At 68.9% G+C, this 18844-nt stretch carries 22 protein-coding genes; 9 read left to right on the plus strand and 13 right to left on the minus strand.

Annotated elements, in window-relative coordinates:
• Positions 1 to 50 precede the first annotated feature (50 nt).
• Entirely contained in the window at positions 51 to 716 is a 666-nt protein-coding gene (locus IPG68_09780) for a TrkA family potassium uptake protein (GenBank protein ID MBK6763527.1), read from the plus strand.
• Positions 713 to 1366, plus strand: coding sequence for a TrkA family potassium uptake protein (locus IPG68_09785; GenBank protein MBK6763528.1), 654 nt, complete (start codon positions 713 to 715; stop codon positions 1364 to 1366). Before IPG68_09780 ends, IPG68_09785 begins: the two co-directional genes overlap by 4 nt.
• 25 nt (positions 1367 to 1391) lie before the next feature.
• Here IPG68_09785 and IPG68_09790 read toward each other — a convergent pair whose 3' ends face one another.
• The gene (locus IPG68_09790; protein ID MBK6763529.1) at positions 1392 to 2942 is read right to left on the minus strand and encodes a glycoside hydrolase family 3 protein; all 1551 of its coding nucleotides are present in this window, start codon (positions 2940 to 2942) and stop codon (positions 1392 to 1394) included.
• Positions 2943 to 3861: 919 nt separating this feature from the next.
• Here IPG68_09790 and IPG68_09795 point away from each other — a divergent pair.
• The 3 genes from IPG68_09795 to IPG68_09805 are packed head-to-tail and all read left to right on the plus strand — an operon-like array spanning position 3862 to position 5543.
• Positions 3862 to 4428 (plus strand): TauD/TfdA family dioxygenase, encoded by a 567-nt coding sequence (locus IPG68_09795; protein ID MBK6763530.1) that lies wholly within the window; start codon positions 3862 to 3864, stop codon positions 4426 to 4428.
• Positions 4425 to 4610: a TauD/TfdA family dioxygenase gene (locus IPG68_09800; protein MBK6763531.1), complete on the plus strand. Its 186-nt coding sequence runs from the start codon at positions 4425 to 4427 to the stop codon at positions 4608 to 4610. Before IPG68_09795 ends, IPG68_09800 begins: the two co-directional genes overlap by 4 nt.
• Positions 4611 to 4640: 30 nt before the next feature.
• Positions 4641 to 5543, plus strand: a complete 903-nt coding sequence (locus IPG68_09805; protein MBK6763532.1) for a uridine phosphorylase — start codon at positions 4641 to 4643, stop codon at positions 5541 to 5543.
• A gap of 161 nt (positions 5544 to 5704) precedes the next feature.
• Here the strand turns inward: IPG68_09805 and IPG68_09810 are convergent, their stop codons facing one another.
• The 3 genes from IPG68_09810 to IPG68_09820 are packed head-to-tail and all read right to left on the minus strand — an operon-like array spanning position 5705 to position 7530.
• Entirely contained in the window at positions 5705 to 5905 is a 201-nt protein-coding gene (locus tag IPG68_09810; protein ID MBK6763533.1) for a DUF1232 domain-containing protein, read from the minus strand.
• Between the two features lie 48 nt (positions 5906 to 5953).
• Positions 5954 to 6700, minus strand: a complete 747-nt coding sequence (locus IPG68_09815; GenBank protein MBK6763534.1) for a septum formation family protein — start codon at positions 6698 to 6700, stop codon at positions 5954 to 5956.
• A complete protein-coding gene (locus IPG68_09820; GenBank protein MBK6763535.1) occupies positions 6697 to 7530 on the minus strand; it encodes a hypothetical protein in 834 nt (277 codons plus the stop codon). The genes IPG68_09815 and IPG68_09820 overlap by 4 nt, the downstream gene beginning before the upstream one ends.
• A gap of 67 nt (positions 7531 to 7597) precedes the next feature.
• On the opposite strand from IPG68_09820, the gene IPG68_09825 reads away from it, so the two are divergent.
• On the plus strand, positions 7598 to 8449 hold the full coding sequence (locus IPG68_09825) for an ROK family protein (GenBank protein ID MBK6763536.1): 852 nt from the start codon (positions 7598 to 7600) through the stop codon (positions 8447 to 8449).
• Here the strand turns inward: IPG68_09825 and zwf are convergent.
• Entirely contained in the window at positions 8434 to 9834 is a 1401-nt protein-coding gene (gene zwf / locus IPG68_09830; GenBank protein ID MBK6763537.1) for a glucose-6-phosphate dehydrogenase, read from the minus strand. The two genes, IPG68_09825 and zwf, sit on opposite strands and share 16 nt — an antisense overlap.
• A gap of 60 nt (positions 9835 to 9894) precedes the next feature.
• On the opposite strand from zwf, the gene IPG68_09835 reads away from it, so the two are divergent.
• Positions 9895 to 10368, plus strand: coding sequence for a GNAT family N-acetyltransferase (locus IPG68_09835; protein MBK6763538.1), 474 nt, complete (start codon positions 9895 to 9897; stop codon positions 10366 to 10368).
• Between the two features lie 8 nt (positions 10369 to 10376).
• On the opposite strand, the gene IPG68_09840 is transcribed toward IPG68_09835, so the two are convergent.
• From IPG68_09840 to IPG68_09850, 3 genes are all read right to left on the minus strand, one after another.
• Entirely contained in the window at positions 10377 to 11393 is a 1017-nt protein-coding gene (locus IPG68_09840) for an NAD(P)-binding domain-containing protein (GenBank protein MBK6763539.1), read from the minus strand.
• A 246-nt stretch (positions 11394 to 11639) separates the two neighbouring features.
• On the minus strand, positions 11640 to 12812 hold the full coding sequence (locus IPG68_09845; protein ID MBK6763540.1) for a cation:proton antiporter: 1173 nt from the start codon (positions 12810 to 12812) through the stop codon (positions 11640 to 11642).
• A 3-nt stretch (positions 12813 to 12815) separates the two neighbouring features.
• Positions 12816 to 13298: a cation:proton antiporter regulatory subunit gene (locus IPG68_09850; GenBank protein ID MBK6763541.1), complete on the minus strand. Its 483-nt coding sequence runs from the start codon at positions 13296 to 13298 to the stop codon at positions 12816 to 12818.
• A gap of 203 nt (positions 13299 to 13501) precedes the next feature.
• On the opposite strand from IPG68_09850, the gene IPG68_09855 reads away from it, so the two are divergent.
• Complete coding sequence (locus IPG68_09855; GenBank protein ID MBK6763542.1) at positions 13502 to 14257, plus strand: hypothetical protein; 756 nt, start codon at positions 13502 to 13504, stop codon at positions 14255 to 14257.
• 4 nt (positions 14258 to 14261) lie between these two features.
• Here IPG68_09855 and IPG68_09860 read toward each other — a convergent pair whose 3' ends face one another.
• Both IPG68_09860 and IPG68_09865 read right to left on the minus strand, forming a co-directional pair.
• Complete coding sequence (locus IPG68_09860) at positions 14262 to 14930, minus strand: hypothetical protein (protein ID MBK6763543.1); 669 nt, start codon at positions 14928 to 14930, stop codon at positions 14262 to 14264.
• A 38-nt stretch (positions 14931 to 14968) separates the two neighbouring features.
• Entirely contained in the window at positions 14969 to 15454 is a 486-nt protein-coding gene (locus IPG68_09865; GenBank protein ID MBK6763544.1) for a hypothetical protein, read from the minus strand.
• 64 nt (positions 15455 to 15518) lie between these two features.
• Between IPG68_09865 and IPG68_09870 the strand changes: the two genes are divergently transcribed.
• Positions 15519 to 16226, plus strand: coding sequence for an aminoglycoside 3'-phosphotransferase/choline kinase family protein (locus IPG68_09870; protein MBK6763545.1), 708 nt, complete (start codon positions 15519 to 15521; stop codon positions 16224 to 16226).
• Here IPG68_09870 and IPG68_09875 read toward each other — a convergent pair.
• The 3 genes from IPG68_09875 to IPG68_09885 are packed head-to-tail and all read right to left on the minus strand — an operon-like array spanning position 16188 to position 18516.
• A complete protein-coding gene (locus IPG68_09875; protein MBK6763546.1) occupies positions 16188 to 17141 on the minus strand; it encodes a cation transporter in 954 nt (317 codons plus the stop codon). The two genes, IPG68_09870 and IPG68_09875, sit on opposite strands and share 39 nt — an antisense overlap.
• A complete protein-coding gene (locus IPG68_09880) occupies positions 17134 to 17946 on the minus strand; it encodes an NUDIX domain-containing protein (protein ID MBK6763547.1) in 813 nt (270 codons plus the stop codon). Before IPG68_09880 ends, IPG68_09875 begins: the two co-directional genes overlap by 8 nt.
• 3 nt (positions 17947 to 17949) lie before the next feature.
• Positions 17950 to 18516 (minus strand): hypothetical protein, encoded by a 567-nt coding sequence (locus IPG68_09885; protein ID MBK6763548.1) that lies wholly within the window; start codon positions 18514 to 18516, stop codon positions 17950 to 17952.
• Positions 18517 to 18844 lie beyond the last annotated feature (328 nt).

The raw sequence follows: 18844 nt of genomic DNA on the forward strand, positions 1-18844 counted from the left end.
AGGGGCTTACCGGTGCGCACGCAGATCGTGACGCGAGTAGCGTTTGACTCGTGCACTTCGTGGTGATGGGTTGCGGTCGCGTCGGTTCCCGGTTGGCTCGCACCCTTGACGAGCTGGGCCACTCGGTGGCTGTCATCGATCAGGACGTCACATCGTTCGCCCGCCTGGGCACGGCGTTCGAAGGCAAGACCGTGCAGGGCATCGGGTTCGACCGCGATGCGCTGGAGAGCGCGGGCATCGAAGAAGCCCAGGCGTTCGCCGCGGTGAGCAGCGGTGACAACTCCAACATCGTTGCCGCCCGGGTGGCGCGGGAGAAGTTCGGGGTGGACCGGGTGGTGGCCCGCATCTACGACCCCCGGCGCGCGGCGATCTACGCCCGTCTCGGTATCCCGACCGTGGCCACCGTGGCCTGGACGACCGAGCAGATGATGCGCCATCTGTTGCCGGGCGAACCCGAGCAGTTGTGGGCCGACGACACCGGGGCCGCCGTGATGCACCGGGTCATCCTGGACCGCAGTTGGTATGGACACCGCGCCGAGGATCTGTCCTTCGGGCTGCCGACCCGGGTGGCGCTGATCTACCGGGAGGGCGGGGTGGTCGTGCCGACTGCCGACAGCGTCCTGCAGGAGGGGGACGATCCCGTGCTGCTGAGCGCCAAAGAGGCTCTGACCGAGGTGTACGAACGCTGCGCCGGGAGGGCGGTGGTGCCGCAATGATGGTCGCGATCGCCGGTGCGGGCAAGGTGGGCAAGTCGATCGCCCGCGAACTGGCAGGCATCGGCCACGACGTGATGCTCATCGACAAGGACCCGGTCCTCGTGGAGAGATCCCGTATCGAGGGCGTGGACATCGTCAAGGCGGACGCCTGCGAGATGGCGTCACTGGATCTGGTCGGCTTGGAGCGCTGCCAGGTCGTGGTGGCTGCCACAGGTGACGACAAGGTGAACCTGGTGGTATCCCTGCTGGCGAAGACGGAGTACGGGGTACCCCGAGTGGTCGCCCGCGTCAACCACCCGAAGAACGAGTGGCTGTTCGATGAGATGTGGGGCGTCGACGTCGCAGTGTCCACCCCGCGACTGCTCAGTGCCCTGGTCGAGGAGGCCGTGGCAGTCGGCGACCTCGTGCGCCTGCTGACCTTCCGCCAGAGCAAGACGAACCTGGTGGAGATGACACTTCCGCACGACTCGGCCGTGATCGGGATGGCCGTTGGTGACGTCGAGTGGCCGGTGGACACGTCACTGGTCGCGATCCTGCGCGAGGACCGGGTGATCTCCGCCACGCAGGACGACCCCTTGGAGGTCGGCGACGAGTTGCTGTTCGTCGCGGCCGAGGAGCAGGAGAAGGCGCTGTCCGACCTGCTGCACTGACCTGCGGCGGTGTCGCCGTGCCTGCTCAGCCGATCGCGGCGCAGGGCTTGGGCCCGCGCACCGGCAGTCCACCCAGCGCGGTCAGTTCGCCGGCGAGCGCCTGACCGGCCGCCCACCCGGAGGCCTGCACATCCCCGTACGTCAGCACCCGCTGACGCGCCGGCGCCTGCAGCGCCGGGTAGGGCGGGCCGGTGGCGACCCACACGTCCGTCGCACCCGGCGAGCCGGGAGACACCACGATCCGGGTCGGACCCGACCCCACACCCGCCGCCCGCAGACCCTGCCGCACCCCCACGGCGACCGGGCCGGAGCCGGACACGGTCGCGCCGCGGCGTACCAGGTTGCGGCAGGTGCCGAGCACGGTGATGCCCGCTGCGGCCGTGGTCCGGGCCACCCGCCGGGAGTCTGCCTTGCCGGGCATCGCGGGGTACTGGGGCCGCCCATCGAGCAGACCCAACCGCGCCTTGGCGGCCAGCACATGCCGGACCGCCGCGCGCACCCGGCTTCGTGACAGCACCGCCCCGCCGGCCGCCCGGCGCACCTCGGCGACGGCCGCCCCCGGGTCGTTGGGCATCAGCAGAACGTCGATACCGGCCGCCACCACATCGCGGTAGAGATTCGGCCGGCTGGCCACAGCTCCCATGCCCAGGGAGTCGCTGACCACCAGGCCGTCGAAGCCCATCTCGTCGCGCAGGATCCCGGTGACCACCTTCCTGGAGACCGTGGCCGGCTTGGAATCCACCGCGGGCACCGTGACGTGCGCGACCATGACCGCCGGAATGCCCGCATCCACGGCGTCCTGGAAGGGGGGCAGGTCGATACGCCGCATCTGGGCCCGGGAGTGGGTGACCTTGGCCAGTCCCAGGTGGCTGTCGGTCGCGGTGTCCCCGTGACCGGGGAAGTGCTTGGCTGTCGAGAGGATTCCCGCGGCATCGAAGCCACTCACCTGCCCGGTGACCGCGTCACCCACAACGTCTGGGAAGGCACCCGGGGAGCGGATCCCGATCACCGGATTACTGGGACGCACGTTGACATCGGCCACTGGCGCGAAGTCGATGTTCACGCCTGCAGCAGCGAGCCACCTGCCGGTCATCTCGGCCGCGTCGGCCGCAGCGGTCGTACCGGAACCACGGTTTCCCGCCACTGCGGCACCGAGCACCATAGCCCCGGGCAGCGTGACGGGCATCCGCAGGCGCCGCACGAGAGAGCCGTTCTCCTGATCGGCGCCGATGAGCAACGGCGGCAGGCCCGAGGCCCGAGCCTGCGCCTGCGCGGCCTGCACCACCCTGCGCCACTGGCGCGCGGTCCCCTGCGGCATCACGATGAGCCCGCCCGGGCGCGTCCGGCGCACAAGAGCACGCGCAGCCGCCGGGTCCAGGGAGTCCAGCGAAGGCATCAGCAGTTGGCGGATCCGCTGGCGGGGGGTCAGTTCCTCGTACACTTCGTCCACCGCGCTGTCCCCCGTGGCGAGCGACGAAGGCGGGTCGGCGGCGACCGCCGCGGGATCACCGGTGTCGGACGCCGCGCACCCCCCGATCAGCGCCACGGCCAGCCCGGCCACCAGGATCCTTCGCACCCGTCCACAGTAGGCGAGCGGCGCATTCGGCCCCGCTTGGCCCGCTGCCCTCCTGGCACTACGACGGAACCGGTCGTTGAACCCGTCTCCCACCGCGAAAACCGTTGCTGAAGGCCGCCTCACCGGTGAGATCCGATGCTCCTCGGGCCACCCTGCTGGCAGAATGGCGATGAGGGGGGCCACCCATCCCCCGCCGACGAGTGGTCGAAGGTCACCCCTATCGACATGGAGGTTCCACAGTGAGCGTGCTGGCACAAGTTCTCGAGCCCCTCGGCATCACCACAGCCGTCGGGGAGGAAGCCGACGTCGTCATCCTGCGGCACGTGCCGGACGCAGAACTCATCGCGCACCTGCGTGCTACTGGCCGCGTGGTGTGCTCCACCTCGCCGGAGGTGTTCGAGGCGCTCGGAGTGCCGACCGTACCCCTGCCACCTCATCCGTCGCACGACCCGCTGGTCGCCGACCCCGTGTACCCCGTGGACGCCGCGGGGCTGCGCTTCCCCTTGAGCCAGGCGTTCGGCATGGAGTGCGACGAGGTGTGGGCCACTGCGGACGGCATCCCCGTGGCCGGCCGAGTCGACGGCCTCGGCCTGCTAGCCGGTCGTTGGGAGGACGTGGCGGCCGATGACCAGGGCGCGCTGTTCTGGGCACGCACGGTGCTGGACAAGCACGATCCCGAGGTGGAGGAGACGCTGCACGCGGTGCTCACAGCACCCGGTCCCGAGGTCGAGCATCCGCCGGTGGCCGTGGTGGACGGTTCTGACTGGCAGCCGGTGGCCGACCAGCTGCGCCGATCAACTCCCCGGACTTCCTGCGCGCCGTCGCGCACGCAGGCCGCACCCTGCCGGCCACGGTCTACGAGGCGCTCGTCGATTTCGTCGACGACGGGCCGGCGTCCGGTGCCCTGCTGCTGGAGAACATGCCGCTCGGAGACCTCCCGCCCACGCCGGAAGAACCCCTGCAGGCTGACAAGCCCGATCAGGTTTCGGAGTTCTCCCTGCTCACGGTGGGCCGGATCCTCGGCCGTCCGGTGGGCTACCTGCCGGAGCACGGGGGTGACGTTGTGCAGAACATCTCCCCCACCCGCCACAACGCCGACCGCCAGGTGTCCACGTCCAGCAAGTCCATGCTGGAGTTCCACACCGAGGCGGCGTTCCACCCGCACCGGCCGCGCTACTTGCTGCTGTTGTGCCTGCGGGGCGACCCCGCTGCAGCGACCACCTTGTGCAGCATCGCCGCGGTGCTCGGCACCCTGTCCCCACGCTCGCGGGCGGTACTGTTCCAGCCACGTTTCACCACCGGCATCGACGAGTCCTACGCCGGTGGCCGATCCGCTGCGCAGTCCGTCCCCCGGCCGGTCCTCTACGGCGACCCGGAGTCACCGAAGATGTGGCTCGACGCCGACCTGATGAGCGGTACGGATCCGGTGGCGCAGGAGGCGCTGGAGGAACTCGCCCGGCTCGTCCGCGAACACGCCACCGGGTGACGTTGAAGGCGGGCGACCTCCTCGTCGTCGACAACGACGTGGCCGTTCACGGGCGAACACCCTTCACGCCGCGTTTCGACGGCACGGACAGGTGGCTGCAACGGACCTTTGTGGTCGCCGATCACACCGCCGCCGACGGCTCCCGCGACGGCCGCGTGATCACCACACGTTTCATCGCGTGACGCTGGCGGCCGCTGCCCTAGGCTCGCCTCATGAAGGACCACAACGTCAACCACGCGTTCCTGGACCCCGTACTGACTGGGGAGCACGTCGATGTGTATTACCACTTCGGGCTGTCCAGCGACGACCCGCTGATCCAGCGCTTCCGGGATGTCCGGGCCGTCATCATGGCCGGCTCAGGTCAGCGCATCAAGGAATTCGCGCAGATCTGGAGCGACCTGAACGGCGGCGCCGAGATCGTGGCGGTGCCCAAGGAGGAACGGTTCGTCACGCGCTACTGCGCGGGGGTCCTTTTCGCCTCACACGGCATGGGCATGCCCAGTGCCAGCATCGCGGTGCAGGAACTCATGCGGATGGTGTACTTCCTCAAGGCCGGTGACGCCCGCGCCATGGACGAGGTCTTCTGGGCACGGGTCGGGACCAGCGGCGGTGTCGGCGTCGAGGGCGGCACGATCGTGGTCACCACCGAAGGTGTGATGGCCGACCTGCGCCCCTACCGGGTCCTCAACGGCGGTATGGGCGAGTACTGGTTCGACTCCACATTCCCGGCTCCGATAGCAGAGGCGATCGTGGCGGCCAACGACGCCGCCGAGTTCGATATGGTCACCGGCAAGACCGTGGCGGGCAACGAGTTCTTCCTGGAGCAGTTCCGGCTCGACGGGGCGGTCTGCATGGAGACGCCAGAAACGAAAATGGCGTGGCTGGAGTGGATCCACGACAACGGTGTACGGAACATCGAGATGGAGGGAGCCATGCTGGCCGGCTACCTCAATCACTGGGGTTTCTCGAGATTCGCGATGATCTGTACCACTTTGCTCAACCGCCTCCACGGCGACCAGGTGACGGCCAGCCCGCAGGAACTGCACCAGTACAGCGAGAACTCGGGCGCCGCCCTGTTCAACTACCTGCGCAGCGCCCTGGGCACGACCGGTTAGTCCGGGCGATCGTCAGTCGCGTTTCGGCGCAGGCTGCTCCGGTCGCGGCGCCTGCCGGCTCGCGCCCCCGCCGCAACAGACCGTCCAGCCCGTCGCACACAGCCGCTGGAACTCCTCCTGGCGGCGCTGCTGCGCCCTGGTGGGTTTCGGCGCGGACGCGGTCACGAGCGGGAATCGACCGTGACCACCTGCGGCTTCTGGGCCGCCCGCAGGATCGTGGCGGCGATGAGCCCGAGGATCGCGGCGTCGTCGGCGATGCCGAGCGGACCGGCGATGAGTTCGGGGATGAAATCCAGTGGGGAGATGACGTACAGCAGGCCCGCGATGATGAGGGCGACCTGCGACTTGGTGAGACGTGTCATGTATCCATTGTGAAAGCAATATTCACAATTGGCAATACACGCCTCAGGTCATTTGACAATCTCACAGAACCCATAGCGATTACCGCGGTTCCAGGCCGACTCCCCCGGCACGTACCACGTGCGCAGCGTCCAGCCCTTCTTGCGCAACTTCACGCAGCGCTTCTGGGTCTGGGCCAGCATGCGGTTCGTTCCGGGGTAGACCGCGGCATACGAGGAAGGGATCCAGACCTGATTGGTCAACCGGACCGCGTCGGTCTTGGCGCACCGCATGCCGCCCCAGCCCCGGGGGTTCAGGCACACGCTGGGCTTGAGGCCCTGACCCCGCACTGATCCCGACCGCGTCTGCGGCGCCGACAGTGCCACGTTGCGGCTCTGCCCCAGGCAGGCGGCCCAACGCTCGCCGGCCGCCCACTGCTCCGGAGTGGGTAGTTGCACATTGAGCCGGGCCGTGCGCGGCATCACGTAACTGGCCTTCGGATACTTGGGTTTCGCAGCTGTCCACACGTAGTCGACGGCCACCGCCTGACATGTCCGGAAGGCGTATCCCTTCATCGACGAGGAGGCGTAGCCGGTCGCCACGATCTCCGCGGGCAATGTGATCGTGCCCAGGACCTCGCCGTTGTGCGGCGTCAGGCAGTCGACTGCTGAAGCGGTGAAGGATGTCTGCACCCACTGCTCGGAGTCGTAGGTGAAGCAGCCGGATGCAGGCGGCGCGGCGTTGGCGGGTGCCATCACCGTCGCGGTCGCGCCCAAGGTGCCGACGACCAGGGCGACTACCAAGAGGATCCGCCTCATGCGTACTCTCCCGGGTTGATGAACAGACGGTCCACCCACTCGGACGTGCGGGCGCGTGGGCACAACAGGTCGTGGTCACGCACCGTGTCCCACCACTGCGCCACGAGGATCGGCCCTCCCTGCACGGACGACACGCGGCACATGCGACGGGAGTCGGAGAAGTCGGTGTCCGACCAGGGGTGACCCCCGGCAGTGCGCCATTCCGGCAGCCCGTAGCGAGCTGTGCCGATGATGTCGCTCCAGGGTCCCGGCGAGGTGTAGAAGCCCACCTCGAGACCGGCGTCCCGATAACCACGCAACGCCCCGTCGAGGACCGCCTTGTTGTTCTTGCGGTTCGAGGTCCACGGGGCTACCGGGTAGGGCTCCACGTCCACCCACATGAATCCCGAGTCCAGGCCGACACGTTCCATGGTCTGCAGGTTGAACTGCGCCTGCGCGTAGCCGGCGTTGCGCAACCGGTCCCGGTAGCTCGCGGCCGACCATGGTCCCTGCTCGCCGTAAGCGCGGACCTGCTTGCGTTTCGGGAAGGTCGTCATCGCGTACGTGCCGATGTGCAGTTCCCGTTTCTTCACCCACCGCACCTGGCGCGCGAGGCAGGGATTCGGGTAGAAGCCCGGCCCGTTGGTCAGACCGAGGATGACGAACTGCGCACGTTTGGTGGGCATCGGCAGGCCCTTGGTCTTACGGGATGGGATGCCCATGCCCTTGGGACAGTTCGGCCAGGACGCATCGGCACCCGTGCGCGGGACATCGTCGACGGCCGCGACCGGGGACGCCGCGGGTCCCATCAAGGCACCGGCCAGCACAGCCAGCGCCAGCAACAACTTCACTACAAGAACCTCCGGCGTTGTTTCGTCCACGGTAACCCACGCCTGCGACGGGGTCGTTCACGCCGCTATGTTGGGCGACATGTACGGCGGGATCGAGACCGGCGGCACCAAGACCGTGTGTGCGGTGGGAGCCGACGGCGTGGTGACCCTACGGGCACAGTTCCCGACCGGCGACGATCCGCAGGTCCTGGTGGACCGATGCGCGGAGTTCTTCGCCGGGAACCCCGTGCCCGTCGTCGGAGTGGCGACCTTCGGCCCCTGTGACCCGGACCCCGGTTCCGCAACCTACGGACACATCCTGTCCACCCCGAAACCCGGATGGGCCGGGGTCGACCTACTGGGCATGCTGGCCGCACGGATCGACGCATCGCTGGTCCTGACCACCGATGTCAACGCCGCCGCGCTCGGTGAGCAGCGTTACGGCGCGGGGCAGGGTTTGACCGACATCGTGTACATCACCATCGGCACCGGGATCGGGGGTGGCGCGCTGGTCGACGGCCGCATCCTGCACGGCGCACAGCACCCGGAGATGGGTCACATGTTCGTTGGCGTCGATGTCGGCGGGGGCATCTGCCCCTACCACGGCAACTGCCTGGAGGGCCTGGCCTCGGGTCCGGCGATGGCTGCCCGGGAGGGACGCCCGGGACAGACGATCGATGACGACGATCCTGCGTGGGAGACCCAGGCCCGCATCGTGGCCGCCGGCCTGCACAACATCGCCTGCGTACTGAGTCCGCAGTGCATCGTCGTCGGCGGCGGTGTGGGCAGCAGGGACGGTCTGCACCGGCGCCTGACCCCCCTGCTGGAGCAGTCGCTGGCCGGGTACATCCCCACCCCCCGCGTGGTGCCGCCGGGCCTCGGCGCGGACGCCGGTGTGACGGGCGCGCTGACCCTGGCCCAGGATCACAGCCAGGGCTGATGCCACCCGCCCCGGTGTGAGGCCAACGACGAGGCACGTGCGGGTCCCCAGGTCCCTGGCACATACGACTCCACCGGCGGCGGATCGTCGAGAAGCGGCTGCACGATGCGCCATGTCTCCTCCACCGAGTCCTGCCGCGTGAAGTTCGAGCGGTCGCCACGCAGCGCGGCTGACAGCAGTTCCTCGTACGGCGTGCGCCCGGCTCCGCCCTCGCTCGCGAAGTCCATGTCCAGGTGGATCCCCCGCACACCGTCGTCATCGGCGTCGCGCGCGTGGAGCAGCAGGGAGGAGCCCGCGTCAGGGTCGATCCGCAGGACCAGTTGGTTCGGCGCGATCCGGTTCTTCCCGGCGGCGAAATGCAGCGTGGGCGCCCGTTGGAAGACGATGCGCACCTCGGTGACCTTCTCCGGCATGCACTTGCCCGCCCGCAGGAAGAAGGGCACCCCCTGCCAGCGCCAGTTGTCGATGGCCAGGCGCAGGGCCACATACGTCTCCGTGGTCGAACCGGGAGCCACCCCGTCGACGTCGTGGTAGCCCTCGTACTGGCCACGCACGCAGTGAGCGGGATCCACGTCCGGCATCGCCTGGAAGACATCCCATTTGCGGTCGCTGATGATGTCCACGGACGCCCCGGATGGGGGCTCCATGGCCACCATCGCCAACACCTGCATGAGGTGGTTCTGCACCACGTCGCGCAGTGCCCCGACGGCGTCATAGAACGATCCCCGGTCGGCGACGTCGAGATCCTCGGACATGGTGATCTGCACGCACGAGATGTACTTGCGGTTCCAGACGGGTTCCAGCACCGCGTTGGCGAAACGCAGGTAGATGATGTCCTCGACCGACATCTTGCCGAGGAAGTGGTCGATGCGGTAGATCTGCGACTCCTGCACGTACTCGTGCAGCGTGTCGTTGAGCTCCCGGGCCGAAGCCAGGTCATGGCCGAACGGCTTCTCGATGACCACGCGGGCATCCTGGGTCAGACCCCCGTCGTGCAGGCCCTTGACGACCATCGCGAAGAGCGACGGCGGCACTTCCAAATAGAACGTGGGTGCCGTCGCCGCCCCCACAGTCGTCTTCAGCCGCTCGTAGGTGGCCTCGTCCGCGAAGTCCCCCGCCACATAGGACAGCCTCTCGGCGAACCTCGCGAAGACCTCCTCGTCGATGGTGATGCCAGCACCCTGCACGCAGCTGCGTGCGTGGTCGCGCAGTTGCTCATGCGTCCAGTGGTCCACGGCCACCCCGATGACCGGGACCTTCAGCAGGCCGGCGGCATCGAGGCGGTACAGCGACTGCAGGGTCATGCGCTTTGCGAGGTCGCCGGTGATCCCGAAGATCACCAGGGCGTCGGACGCGGTCGGCGTGTGGTGGGGTGCGGCGGGCATGGCGCCAGGCTAGCGATGATCTGTCCGGGCACGCCCACCCCACGCGTATCGTGTGCAGACATGCGCGTACGCCCGACCATCCCGGCCGATGTCCCCTCCCTGCTGCGCTTCATCGGCGAGCTCGCGGAGTACGAGCGCGAACCCGACGCGGTGCGCACGACCGCGGCGCAGCTGCAGGAGGTGCTGTTCGCCGAGACCCCCCACGTGTTCGCGCACGTGGTCGAGATCGACGACGAGGTCGTGGGGATGGCCATCTGGTTCCTGAACTTCTCGACCTGGGAGGGCACCCACGGGGTCTATCTCGAGGACCTGTACGTGACCCCGCAGGCCCGCGGCCACGGCGCCGGGCGGGCGTTGCTGCAGACCCTCGCGACGCTGTGCGTCGACCGGGGGTACGCCCGTCTCGAACTGTCCGTCCTCGACTGGAACCTCCCGGCCATCGGCTTCTACAGGACGTTGGGTGCGGTCGGGATGGACGACTGGACCGTCCAACGCATTGATGCGGACGCGCTGACGGCGCTGGCGACCGGCTGAGCTCTGGACTACGCCTCCGGCAGGATGCGGTCAGGTCGCGGCGGTGGCGCGGGCCTACCCGCCAGGCACGCAGCCACCCGCTGCGCGTGGTCGTGGCAGTTCTCGATGAACACCTCGAACCGGTCCTGCGTGCCGGCGATGGCGGTCCCCACCACGAAGACCGCGTCGTTGCTCGAGCGCATGGTCCACGGGTCCACCAGCGGCGCATTACGGGGGCCGCCCCGCTGCACGCCGAACAGGTCGAAGAGCCATCCGTCCTGCTCGAAGCCGATCTGCAGGACGACGTCATCCACGGCGACATTTCCCGCCCGGGCCAGCCGCGCAGAGTCCGGGCCGATGTCGAGGACCTCGTCCGGAAGGTAGCCCGTGATCGCCCCCTCGTCCAGAAGGGACTGCACCTCCGGACGCAGCCAGAACTTGACCCGATCGTGGATCTGCGGGCGCCGGTAGCACAACGCCACCTGCGCACCGACCCGATAACAACGCAGCGCGGATTCCACCGCGGAGTTGCGGCCGCCGACGATCAGGACCCGGCGCCCGGCGTACCGATGCGGATCACCGAGGAAGGTCCGCACATGGGGCAGGTCCTCCCCGTGCACCCCGAGGCGGCGCGGCCGATCGGTGCCTCCCGTTGCCAGTACCAACCACCGCGCGGTGTAGGTCCGCTCCATGCCCGCCAGGGTCCTCGCGACCACCGTCAGCGGATCTGTGCTGCCGTCGACGACCCGGGTGAAGGTGTCCACACGCAGCCTGTGCCCGGCCACGTACTCACGCAGGTAGGCCAAGTACTCCTCGCCGGTCAGTTTCTCCTGGTTCACCGGCGCGATGGCGGTCCCGGACAGTTGCAGGCGTTCCGGAGAGGTGAAGAACCGGGTCTGCGGGGGGAAGGTGCGCGCGATGGTGGCTCCGATGGGTCCGGCATCCAGGACCCGCACGTCGTAGCCATCCTGCGTCAGCACCGCCGCGGTCTCCAGGCCGATCGGCCCGGCGCCGACGACTACCACGTCGCAGGGCAATACCGTCACAGACACGACCATACTCGCGAGTAATCGGCCGAATGACCCGTTACCGACGGGTAAGGGTTGGCAGGTGGGTCGAGGGTGGGAAGAGTGGGCGGTGGAGGCCAACCAACAAGCCCTCAGGAGGCAGCCATGATGCACCCACCCACACCCCCCGCAGTGTTCGACCTCGGCACCGACGAACTGGCCACAGAGAGCACCCTCGAACACGTCATCGACGGCGTCGAGCAGTTCGAGCAGGTCACCGACTAGTCACGCCGACGCCCTCGCAGCCCTCCGTACCCACGGCGCTGCGAGGGCGTCGGCGAACCGGGTGAGAATCGGGCCAATGACGGCCAGCAGCAATACGTAGGTGGTCGTCAGCACCCCGACTTCCGCGAAGCCCGACGTGACCGCCAGTCCGGCGATCACGATGCTGAACTCCCCCCGCGCCACAAGGACCGTGCCCGCGCGCATCCGTCCTCGCGTGGCAGCCTGTTCCCTTGCCGCCGCGTACCACCCCGTCACGACTTTGGTGAGCAGGGTCACCACACTGAGCACGATCGCCTCGGGCAGCACGTCCGGGATCGTCGCCAGATCCGTCTGCGACGCGAACGCGAGGAAGAAGACAGCCGCGAAGAGGTCCCTCAGCGGTTCGAGCACTCGTCGCGCGCGCCTGGCGGCATCCGTCGGGATCGCCAGGCCCACAAGGAAGGCCCCGACCGCCGAGGAGATGCCCAGCACCTCGGCCAGACCCGCCACCAGCAACGTCAGGCCCAGCACCCGCAACAGGACCTGTTCGTCGTCCTCGTGGTTGATGAGCCGTTCGGCCAGCCACTCGGCGCGCTGGGCCACGAACAGCACGGCCACGACGATGCCGATGGCCAGGACGGCTCCCAACGCCCCAGACAGCAGGGCGCCGCCCACGAGGAAGACCCCGAGGATCGGCAGGAAGACGGCCATCGAGATGTCCTCGAGCACCAGTAGCGACAGCACCGCGGGGGTCTCCCGGTTGCCAAGGCGGTTGAGATCCCCGAGGACCTTGGCCACGATCCCCGACGAGGAGACCCAGGTCACACCGGCCAGGGCGAGGCAGGCCGGCAGTTCCCACCCGAGCAGCAAACCCAGGATGAAGCCCGGTGGCGCGTTGAGCAGGAAGTCCACCAACCCGCTGGGCGTATGCCGTTTCATGGCACTGGCGAACTCCTCCGTGGAGAACTCCAGGCCCAGGGCCAGCAGCAGCAGGACCACCCCGACCTCGGCCGCAGCTTCCAGGAAGGGCTCGGCGCTGCTGATGGAGATGGGTCCGCCTTCGGCGATCAGCAAGCCTGCCAGAAGGAACAGTGGTGCGGTGGACAGGCCGACGCGCAGGGCCAGCGCCCCCGCGCCTCCCAGCAGGATGAGCAGGAACCCCAGTTCCACGAGGAACGACGCATCACCCTGCATGCGTCACTGCGCTTCGAGCAGTTCACGCACCTTGCGCACACCGGAGTTCGTCCCGATGGCCACCAGGACGTCTCCAGCCAGGAGCAACTGGTCGGGGGTGGGTGAGCTGATGATCTCGTCGCCGCGCACGATGGCCACAATGCTGGAGCCGGTCAGAGTGCGGCAGTGGGTCTCCCCCAGCCTGGTGCCCACGAACGCTGACGTGCTCGGCAGCTTGATGGGCTCGGAGTGCAGTCCCGGAATCTCCCGGGTCAGGTCGGCGAGTTTTCGGGCGAAACGGGGGGCGCCGAGGATCTCGGCGATCGCCTCCCCCTCGTCCTCGTTGAGTTCCAGCAGGCTCTTGCTCGCATCGGGGTCGTCGCGGTCGTACTGCACGAACTCGCTGTTCCCCTCGCGGTACACGATGATGCCCACGCGCTGGCCGGCCTTCGTCTGGAATTCGTAGCGGATGCCGACGCCGGGCAGCAGGGTCTCGGAAACCTCCATGCCCCCATCCTGCCGTAAAGCGTTGCTACGCAGCGTGATGAGTGACGCCGAACGCTGGGCGGCCGGCTGTCAAGTGAGACACGCCGTGAACGGACGGTTAGATTCAACTCGAAGGCTAAATGTACCGATGTGCGGTATGTCACAGCCGACCGGTTGCCTCGTGAAACCGGTCACAGATAACGTCCAGCCACGTGGAGCAGAAGATGCCAGTGATTGCCTGTGCGGCGGTCATCATGGCCGTCGGGATCACCCCGGCGGTGGCCGAACCGGCGCCCACCCCCACCCCTGACGCGCAGGTGCAGACCGTTCGACAGCGCACCGTCGTCAAAGGCTTCAAGGCCACAGTGCGCACGACCACCGACGGCACCGTGCACCGCAATCGCCTGCGGGTGATCGGCGGCGCGCCCCGCCAGGTCGAGATCCAGTACAGCAGCGACGGCAGCACCTGGGTCACGCAGAAGGTCAAGATGACCCAGGCCGACGGGCGGGTGCGGGTGGCCCTGACGGTGGCTCCCGATCGCAATCGGTGGCGGGTCAAGGTGCCGGCGACCGCCGATCATAAGCGCGTCCGCAGCCCGATCAAGACCTTCGCGGTCCAGGCCGCGGAGACCGAGTCGGCGTCGCCTCCGTTCCCTGCCATCACCGCATCCCAGATCGAGGCCAACAAGCTGTACGCGCGTGTGTACATCCTGAACACCTACGGCTGGGGCGACGATCAGTGGTTCCCGCTCGAGCAACTGTGGACCCGGGAGTCCGGCTGGAACCACCTGGCGGTGAACCCGTCGTCCGGTGCCACCGGCATCCCGCAGTCCCTGCCCGGCGACAAGATGGCCACCGCCGGCGCGGACTGGAAGACCAACCCCCAGACCCAGATCCGCTGGGGTGCGTCGTACATCAAAGCCCGCTACGGCGATCCGAAGGGCGCGTGGGCGCACTTCAAGGCCAAGAACTGGTACTGACAGGTCACTTGATACGTTCAGCGCGGGCCCGGGCCCGGCTCGCCAGCGTGACGTTGTCGCCCGGATAGTCGACCTTCACCGCCCGCACGCTCACCGGTGAGTCGAACCGGAACACGCCCTTGCGGTTGGCGGCGGTGTGACCGAGCAAGCGCCATTTGCCGTTGGGGCGCAGGCCCTGAACGCTGAGCGGCGCCCGGCCCGCGAAACCCCCGGTGCTGAGCACGGACCCGCGGACCCGCACGATCGTGCTGCTGCTGCGCACCCGGGTCAGCACGGTCGAGGTCTGCTGCTTGCCCACGTTGAACGTCACTGTGAATTCGCTCATGCTCAGCAGCACCCGGGACGTGACCGTTGCCGTCCACGTCCCGGCACTGTCTGCCGGGCAGATCAGCAGTGAGCCCCGCAAGGACCCCGGCCCGCGCCCGCCGAACCCGACCGCGTCGAGCCGCGGCGTGCCCGTGGGCGCCGCGATCACAGAGACCGCCCAGCCGGCCCACGCGGGCACATCGACGGCGAGGTCGACTGGCGCTGATGTGCAGGCATAACCGGCCAGGACGACGTCGGCGATGGTGACCCTGACCTGATCGCTACCGCCGGAACCTGCCTGTGCGGGTCCGGCCAGCAGCCCACCCACCGAGACCGTGGCTGCCGTGACCGCTGCGATGCACCGCACGGCCCCACGCTATCGCTGCGCACGCACCACCCGGCGCCTCACGGCGTTGGACCCTGCTCCCGGACCCGGTCGACAGAGCGCATCGCCTGGCGCAGTTCGTCGAGCCACTCGGCCTCGTGCTGGCCAACGAGGCGTACGCACCACGCCAGCGCATCCGAGCGGGAACGGGCCACACCGGCCGCGACCAGCGTGTCGAGCACCCGGCGGTCGTCCTGCTTCAGTCGTGTCATCACCGGCACGCTCAACCGCGTGAAGATCCGTTCGGTATCACCACACCGGGCGCCCCACGCGACCTTGCGCCCGGTGGCGCGCTCGAGTTCCCGGGCGATGGCGATGCGCTCGTCGCGGGTCTGTTCCCGGAAACGCGTGATGCGACCAGTCTGTGCGGCCGCGTCCGTGAGCCCCTCGCCGGGCAGGCGGCCCACCACGGTGATCTCCTCGCGGTCTACCACGACGTCGAAATCCTCGAACCAGTCGCCGAGGCGCCCGGTCAACCATGCTGTCACTTCTTGCTGCGTAATCATGTAATCATCATCGCCCTGTCGGGGGCGGCTGTCACCCGGTGTTCACCGCCGGAAGAATGGGGTCGTGCGGACCAACCGGAATCGGATCGTCGTCGAAGGGGACGTCGTGCGTCGCTATCCGATCCAGGAGTGGGACCGGGAGCGCCTGCGGCAGACCGCCGCCTGGCAGGAACTGGCGCGGGCGGCGGGGCTGCCTGTACCCGCCGTGCTGGCGGTGCACGATCACGGACCCCACCCTCATCTGGTGATGCAGCGCGCCCATGGCACGCCCCTCATGGAGACGGACCTGTCGGAGGCGGCGCAGCGACGGCTCGGCCGCGAGGTGGCCCGGGTCGCCGCGATGATGCGCGACGTCGCGGACCTACCCGCCGACCACCCGACATGGACGATCTTGTGGGAAGTGCTCGCCCGCATCGCCCCGGCGCGGCAGTGTCAGGCAGCCGCGGAGATCTCCCGCACGGCGCCCACGTGCCTGGTGCACGGCGATCTCAGCGCCGGGAACCTGGTGGTCACCGCGGACGGTGACCTCGTGGCCATCCTCGACTGGGACGGCGCGTCCCGGGCGGACCCCGCCATGGACTGGGCCGCGCTGTGCGCCAACTGCCCTCCCGGCGTGGTGGCTGCGATGCGGGCGGCCACCCCCGAGGCGACCGTGCTGGACGCCCGAGCGCGGGTCTACCTTGACACCTGGCCCGTGCAGCACGAGCTCTGGCTCGCCGGCGAACACCCCTGGCTATCCGGTGACCGGCCCCTGACCGAACCGCGTACGTGAGGCGTCGATCCGGTGCTCGGCACCTACCGGGATGTCGTTCCAGGCCCGCGGGTCCTCCAGCGGCTCGATGTGGATGGTGACGACCGTCTCCGGCAACCGGTCGTCGATCTCTTCCTCGATCTGAGCGGTCAGATCGTGTGCCTCCCGCACGCTTCGGTCCCCCGGCACCAGCATGTGCACGGACACGAACCGCTGCCGTCCCGAGGCCCGGCTCTGCAGCGCGTGGAACCGGACGTCCTCGGCCTCGTGCGCGGCGAGCACGGCGACGACCTCGTCGATGTCGGCGTCCGACAGTCGTTCGTCGAGCAGGCTCGACACGGAGTCGCGCAGCAGTTTCCAGCCCGTCCACAAGATGTTGGCCCCCACCGCCAGCGCGATGAGCGGGTCCAGGGGCACCCAACCGGTCAGCGCGACCGCACCGACGCCCACCACCACCCCGGCCGAGGTCCAGACATCGGTCATGAGGTGCTTGCCGTCGGCCACCAGGACCATGGATCGGTGGGCGCGCCCGACCCGCATCAGGATCAGGGCCACGACCCCGTTGAGCACCGAGGCGATCACCGACACAACCAACCCGATCCCCACCTGCTCCAGCGGCTGCGGCGAGAGCAGCCTGTTCACCGCCGTGGCGATGATGGCCGCGGATGCCCCGAGGATCAGTACGCCTTCGACCATGGCCGACAGGTACTCCGCCTTGCCGTGGCCGAAGTGGTGTTCGGCATCCGCAGGCCGGTTCGCCGCCCGCAGGGCGAAGACCGCAACGAGTGCCGCTCCGATGTTGACCGTGGACTCCAGCGCGTCCGAGAGCAGACCGACCGAGCCGGTGAGCTGCCAGGCGAGCGTCTTCAGCGCCAGCACCAGGATGCCCGTCGCCAGCGAGAGCCACGCGAAACGCTCCAGATACCGGTCAGCCATCGAGCCATTCCCACAACTGCGAAACCGGGATGGTGCGGTCCACGCGGGCCCGCAGACCACGATCGGAGGTCACCACCAGCACGTCCGCCAGCGTACGCCCGCGCTCCGCGATGGTGTCGTCCCCGGACCCGGTTGCGCGCAGGACGCGGACCAAGCCGTCCAGCGGCCGCTCGGGCACATCCCGGGCACGACCCTCAACGACGACGTCGATGCTGGACACCAGATGCGGGTGCCCGTCGTACCGCACGACCCGCCCGGCCAGTGCTTCCAGCCGTTCGAGCAGTCGTTGCGCCGCACCGGCCCGGTCGCGCCACCAGCCGTCGGGCCGGCTGCCGACCACATTGGCGGCGTCGACGAGCAACGCGATCCGGGGCGCACCCAGGTCCGGCAGGGACTCCCGGAACCCCGGGTGGAGGTCCCATTCCGCGATCGCGTGCAGCGGCACCCACTCGAGTTGCACGCTCTCGGCATGCGGGGCGACCAGGGGGCGCCGGCCTGCGTTGGCTATGACCGTGTCGTAGCGCCAGTCCGGGTGCTGCAACCGGCGCACCCCCAGCACGCTCACGGAGGAGGGGTCCAGGGCCGCCTCCTCCTGTGCCTCGCGCAGCGCGGCGGCAACGACCCCCTCATGCGAGTCGCGGGCACCTCCCGGGATCGCCCACGTCCCTCCCTGATGGGCCCAGCGTGGGCGCAACTGCACGAGCACGTGATCCGCCACGACCAGGAACAGTCCCGCCGCACCATGTCGGCCCCAGTGCCGGGAGCCACACCCGCATGACACCCAGCCGTTGCCGTCGAGTTCCATGGGTTACCGCAACCCGGCCCGGCAGGCGGGCAGCACCGCCTCGAGCGTCGCGGCCGCCTGCTCGGAGCCGGACTCGATGTCCGGGCCTGAGTGGATCTGGGCCAGTGCGGCGATCGCAGCGGCTGAGCAGGTCTGCGCATTGCGCAACTGGGCCTGCAGTGCCGCCACCTCGGCCCGCGCACGGCGCAGCCCCCCGTCGGCCTGCTGCAGTTCGCGTTCGGCAGCCCGTTGCGCAGCGACCTGTTTGTTGACGTTCGCGTCGGCTGCGGCCACCTGCTCCTCGGTGAGATTGAGCCGACCCGTGACCTCCGCGAGGCGTTCCTTCGACGTCGACAGTTGGGTGAGCAGTTCCTCGCTGCGCGCCGACAACTGAGCTGTCTGCGCCCTCAGTTCCTCCGCAGCGGCGACCGCCTCGTTCTCGCTGCGGACCGCCGAGTCGGCGCGGGTGCGCAGAACCACGTTGATGATCAGCAGAGTCAGCGTGAGCACACCGAGCACCGCGACGGCGATCTGCCATGGTCGCCGCGGATCGCGCGGACCGGCCTCCGGGTCCGCAGGTGCCTGCGACATGACGCCTCCACAGTGGTCGGCCACCTACGGTAGCGCGTGCCGGTACGGCCGCCACGCCCCCACACCGGGCCGCCGGCCGCTCCACCTCAACCCGGGAGAGATCCGGACACCCGGGAGAGATCGAACCCGGTTGCATCGCTCCCCGCTGACCGTTTCACTCCCCGATGGCGCAGGAGTGCAGCCCACGCCCCCACACCGGGCCGCCGGCCGCTCCACCTCAACCCGGGAGAGATCCGGACACCCGGGAGAGATCGAACCCGGTTGCATCGCTCCCCGCTGACCGTTTCACTCCCCGATGGCGCAGGAGTGCAGCCCACGCCCCCACACC

It is taken from the genome of Micrococcales bacterium, from assembly GCA_016703125.1.
In the GTDB taxonomy this organism is placed as follows: domain Bacteria; phylum Actinomycetota; class Actinomycetes; order S36-B12; family UBA10799; genus JADKAV01.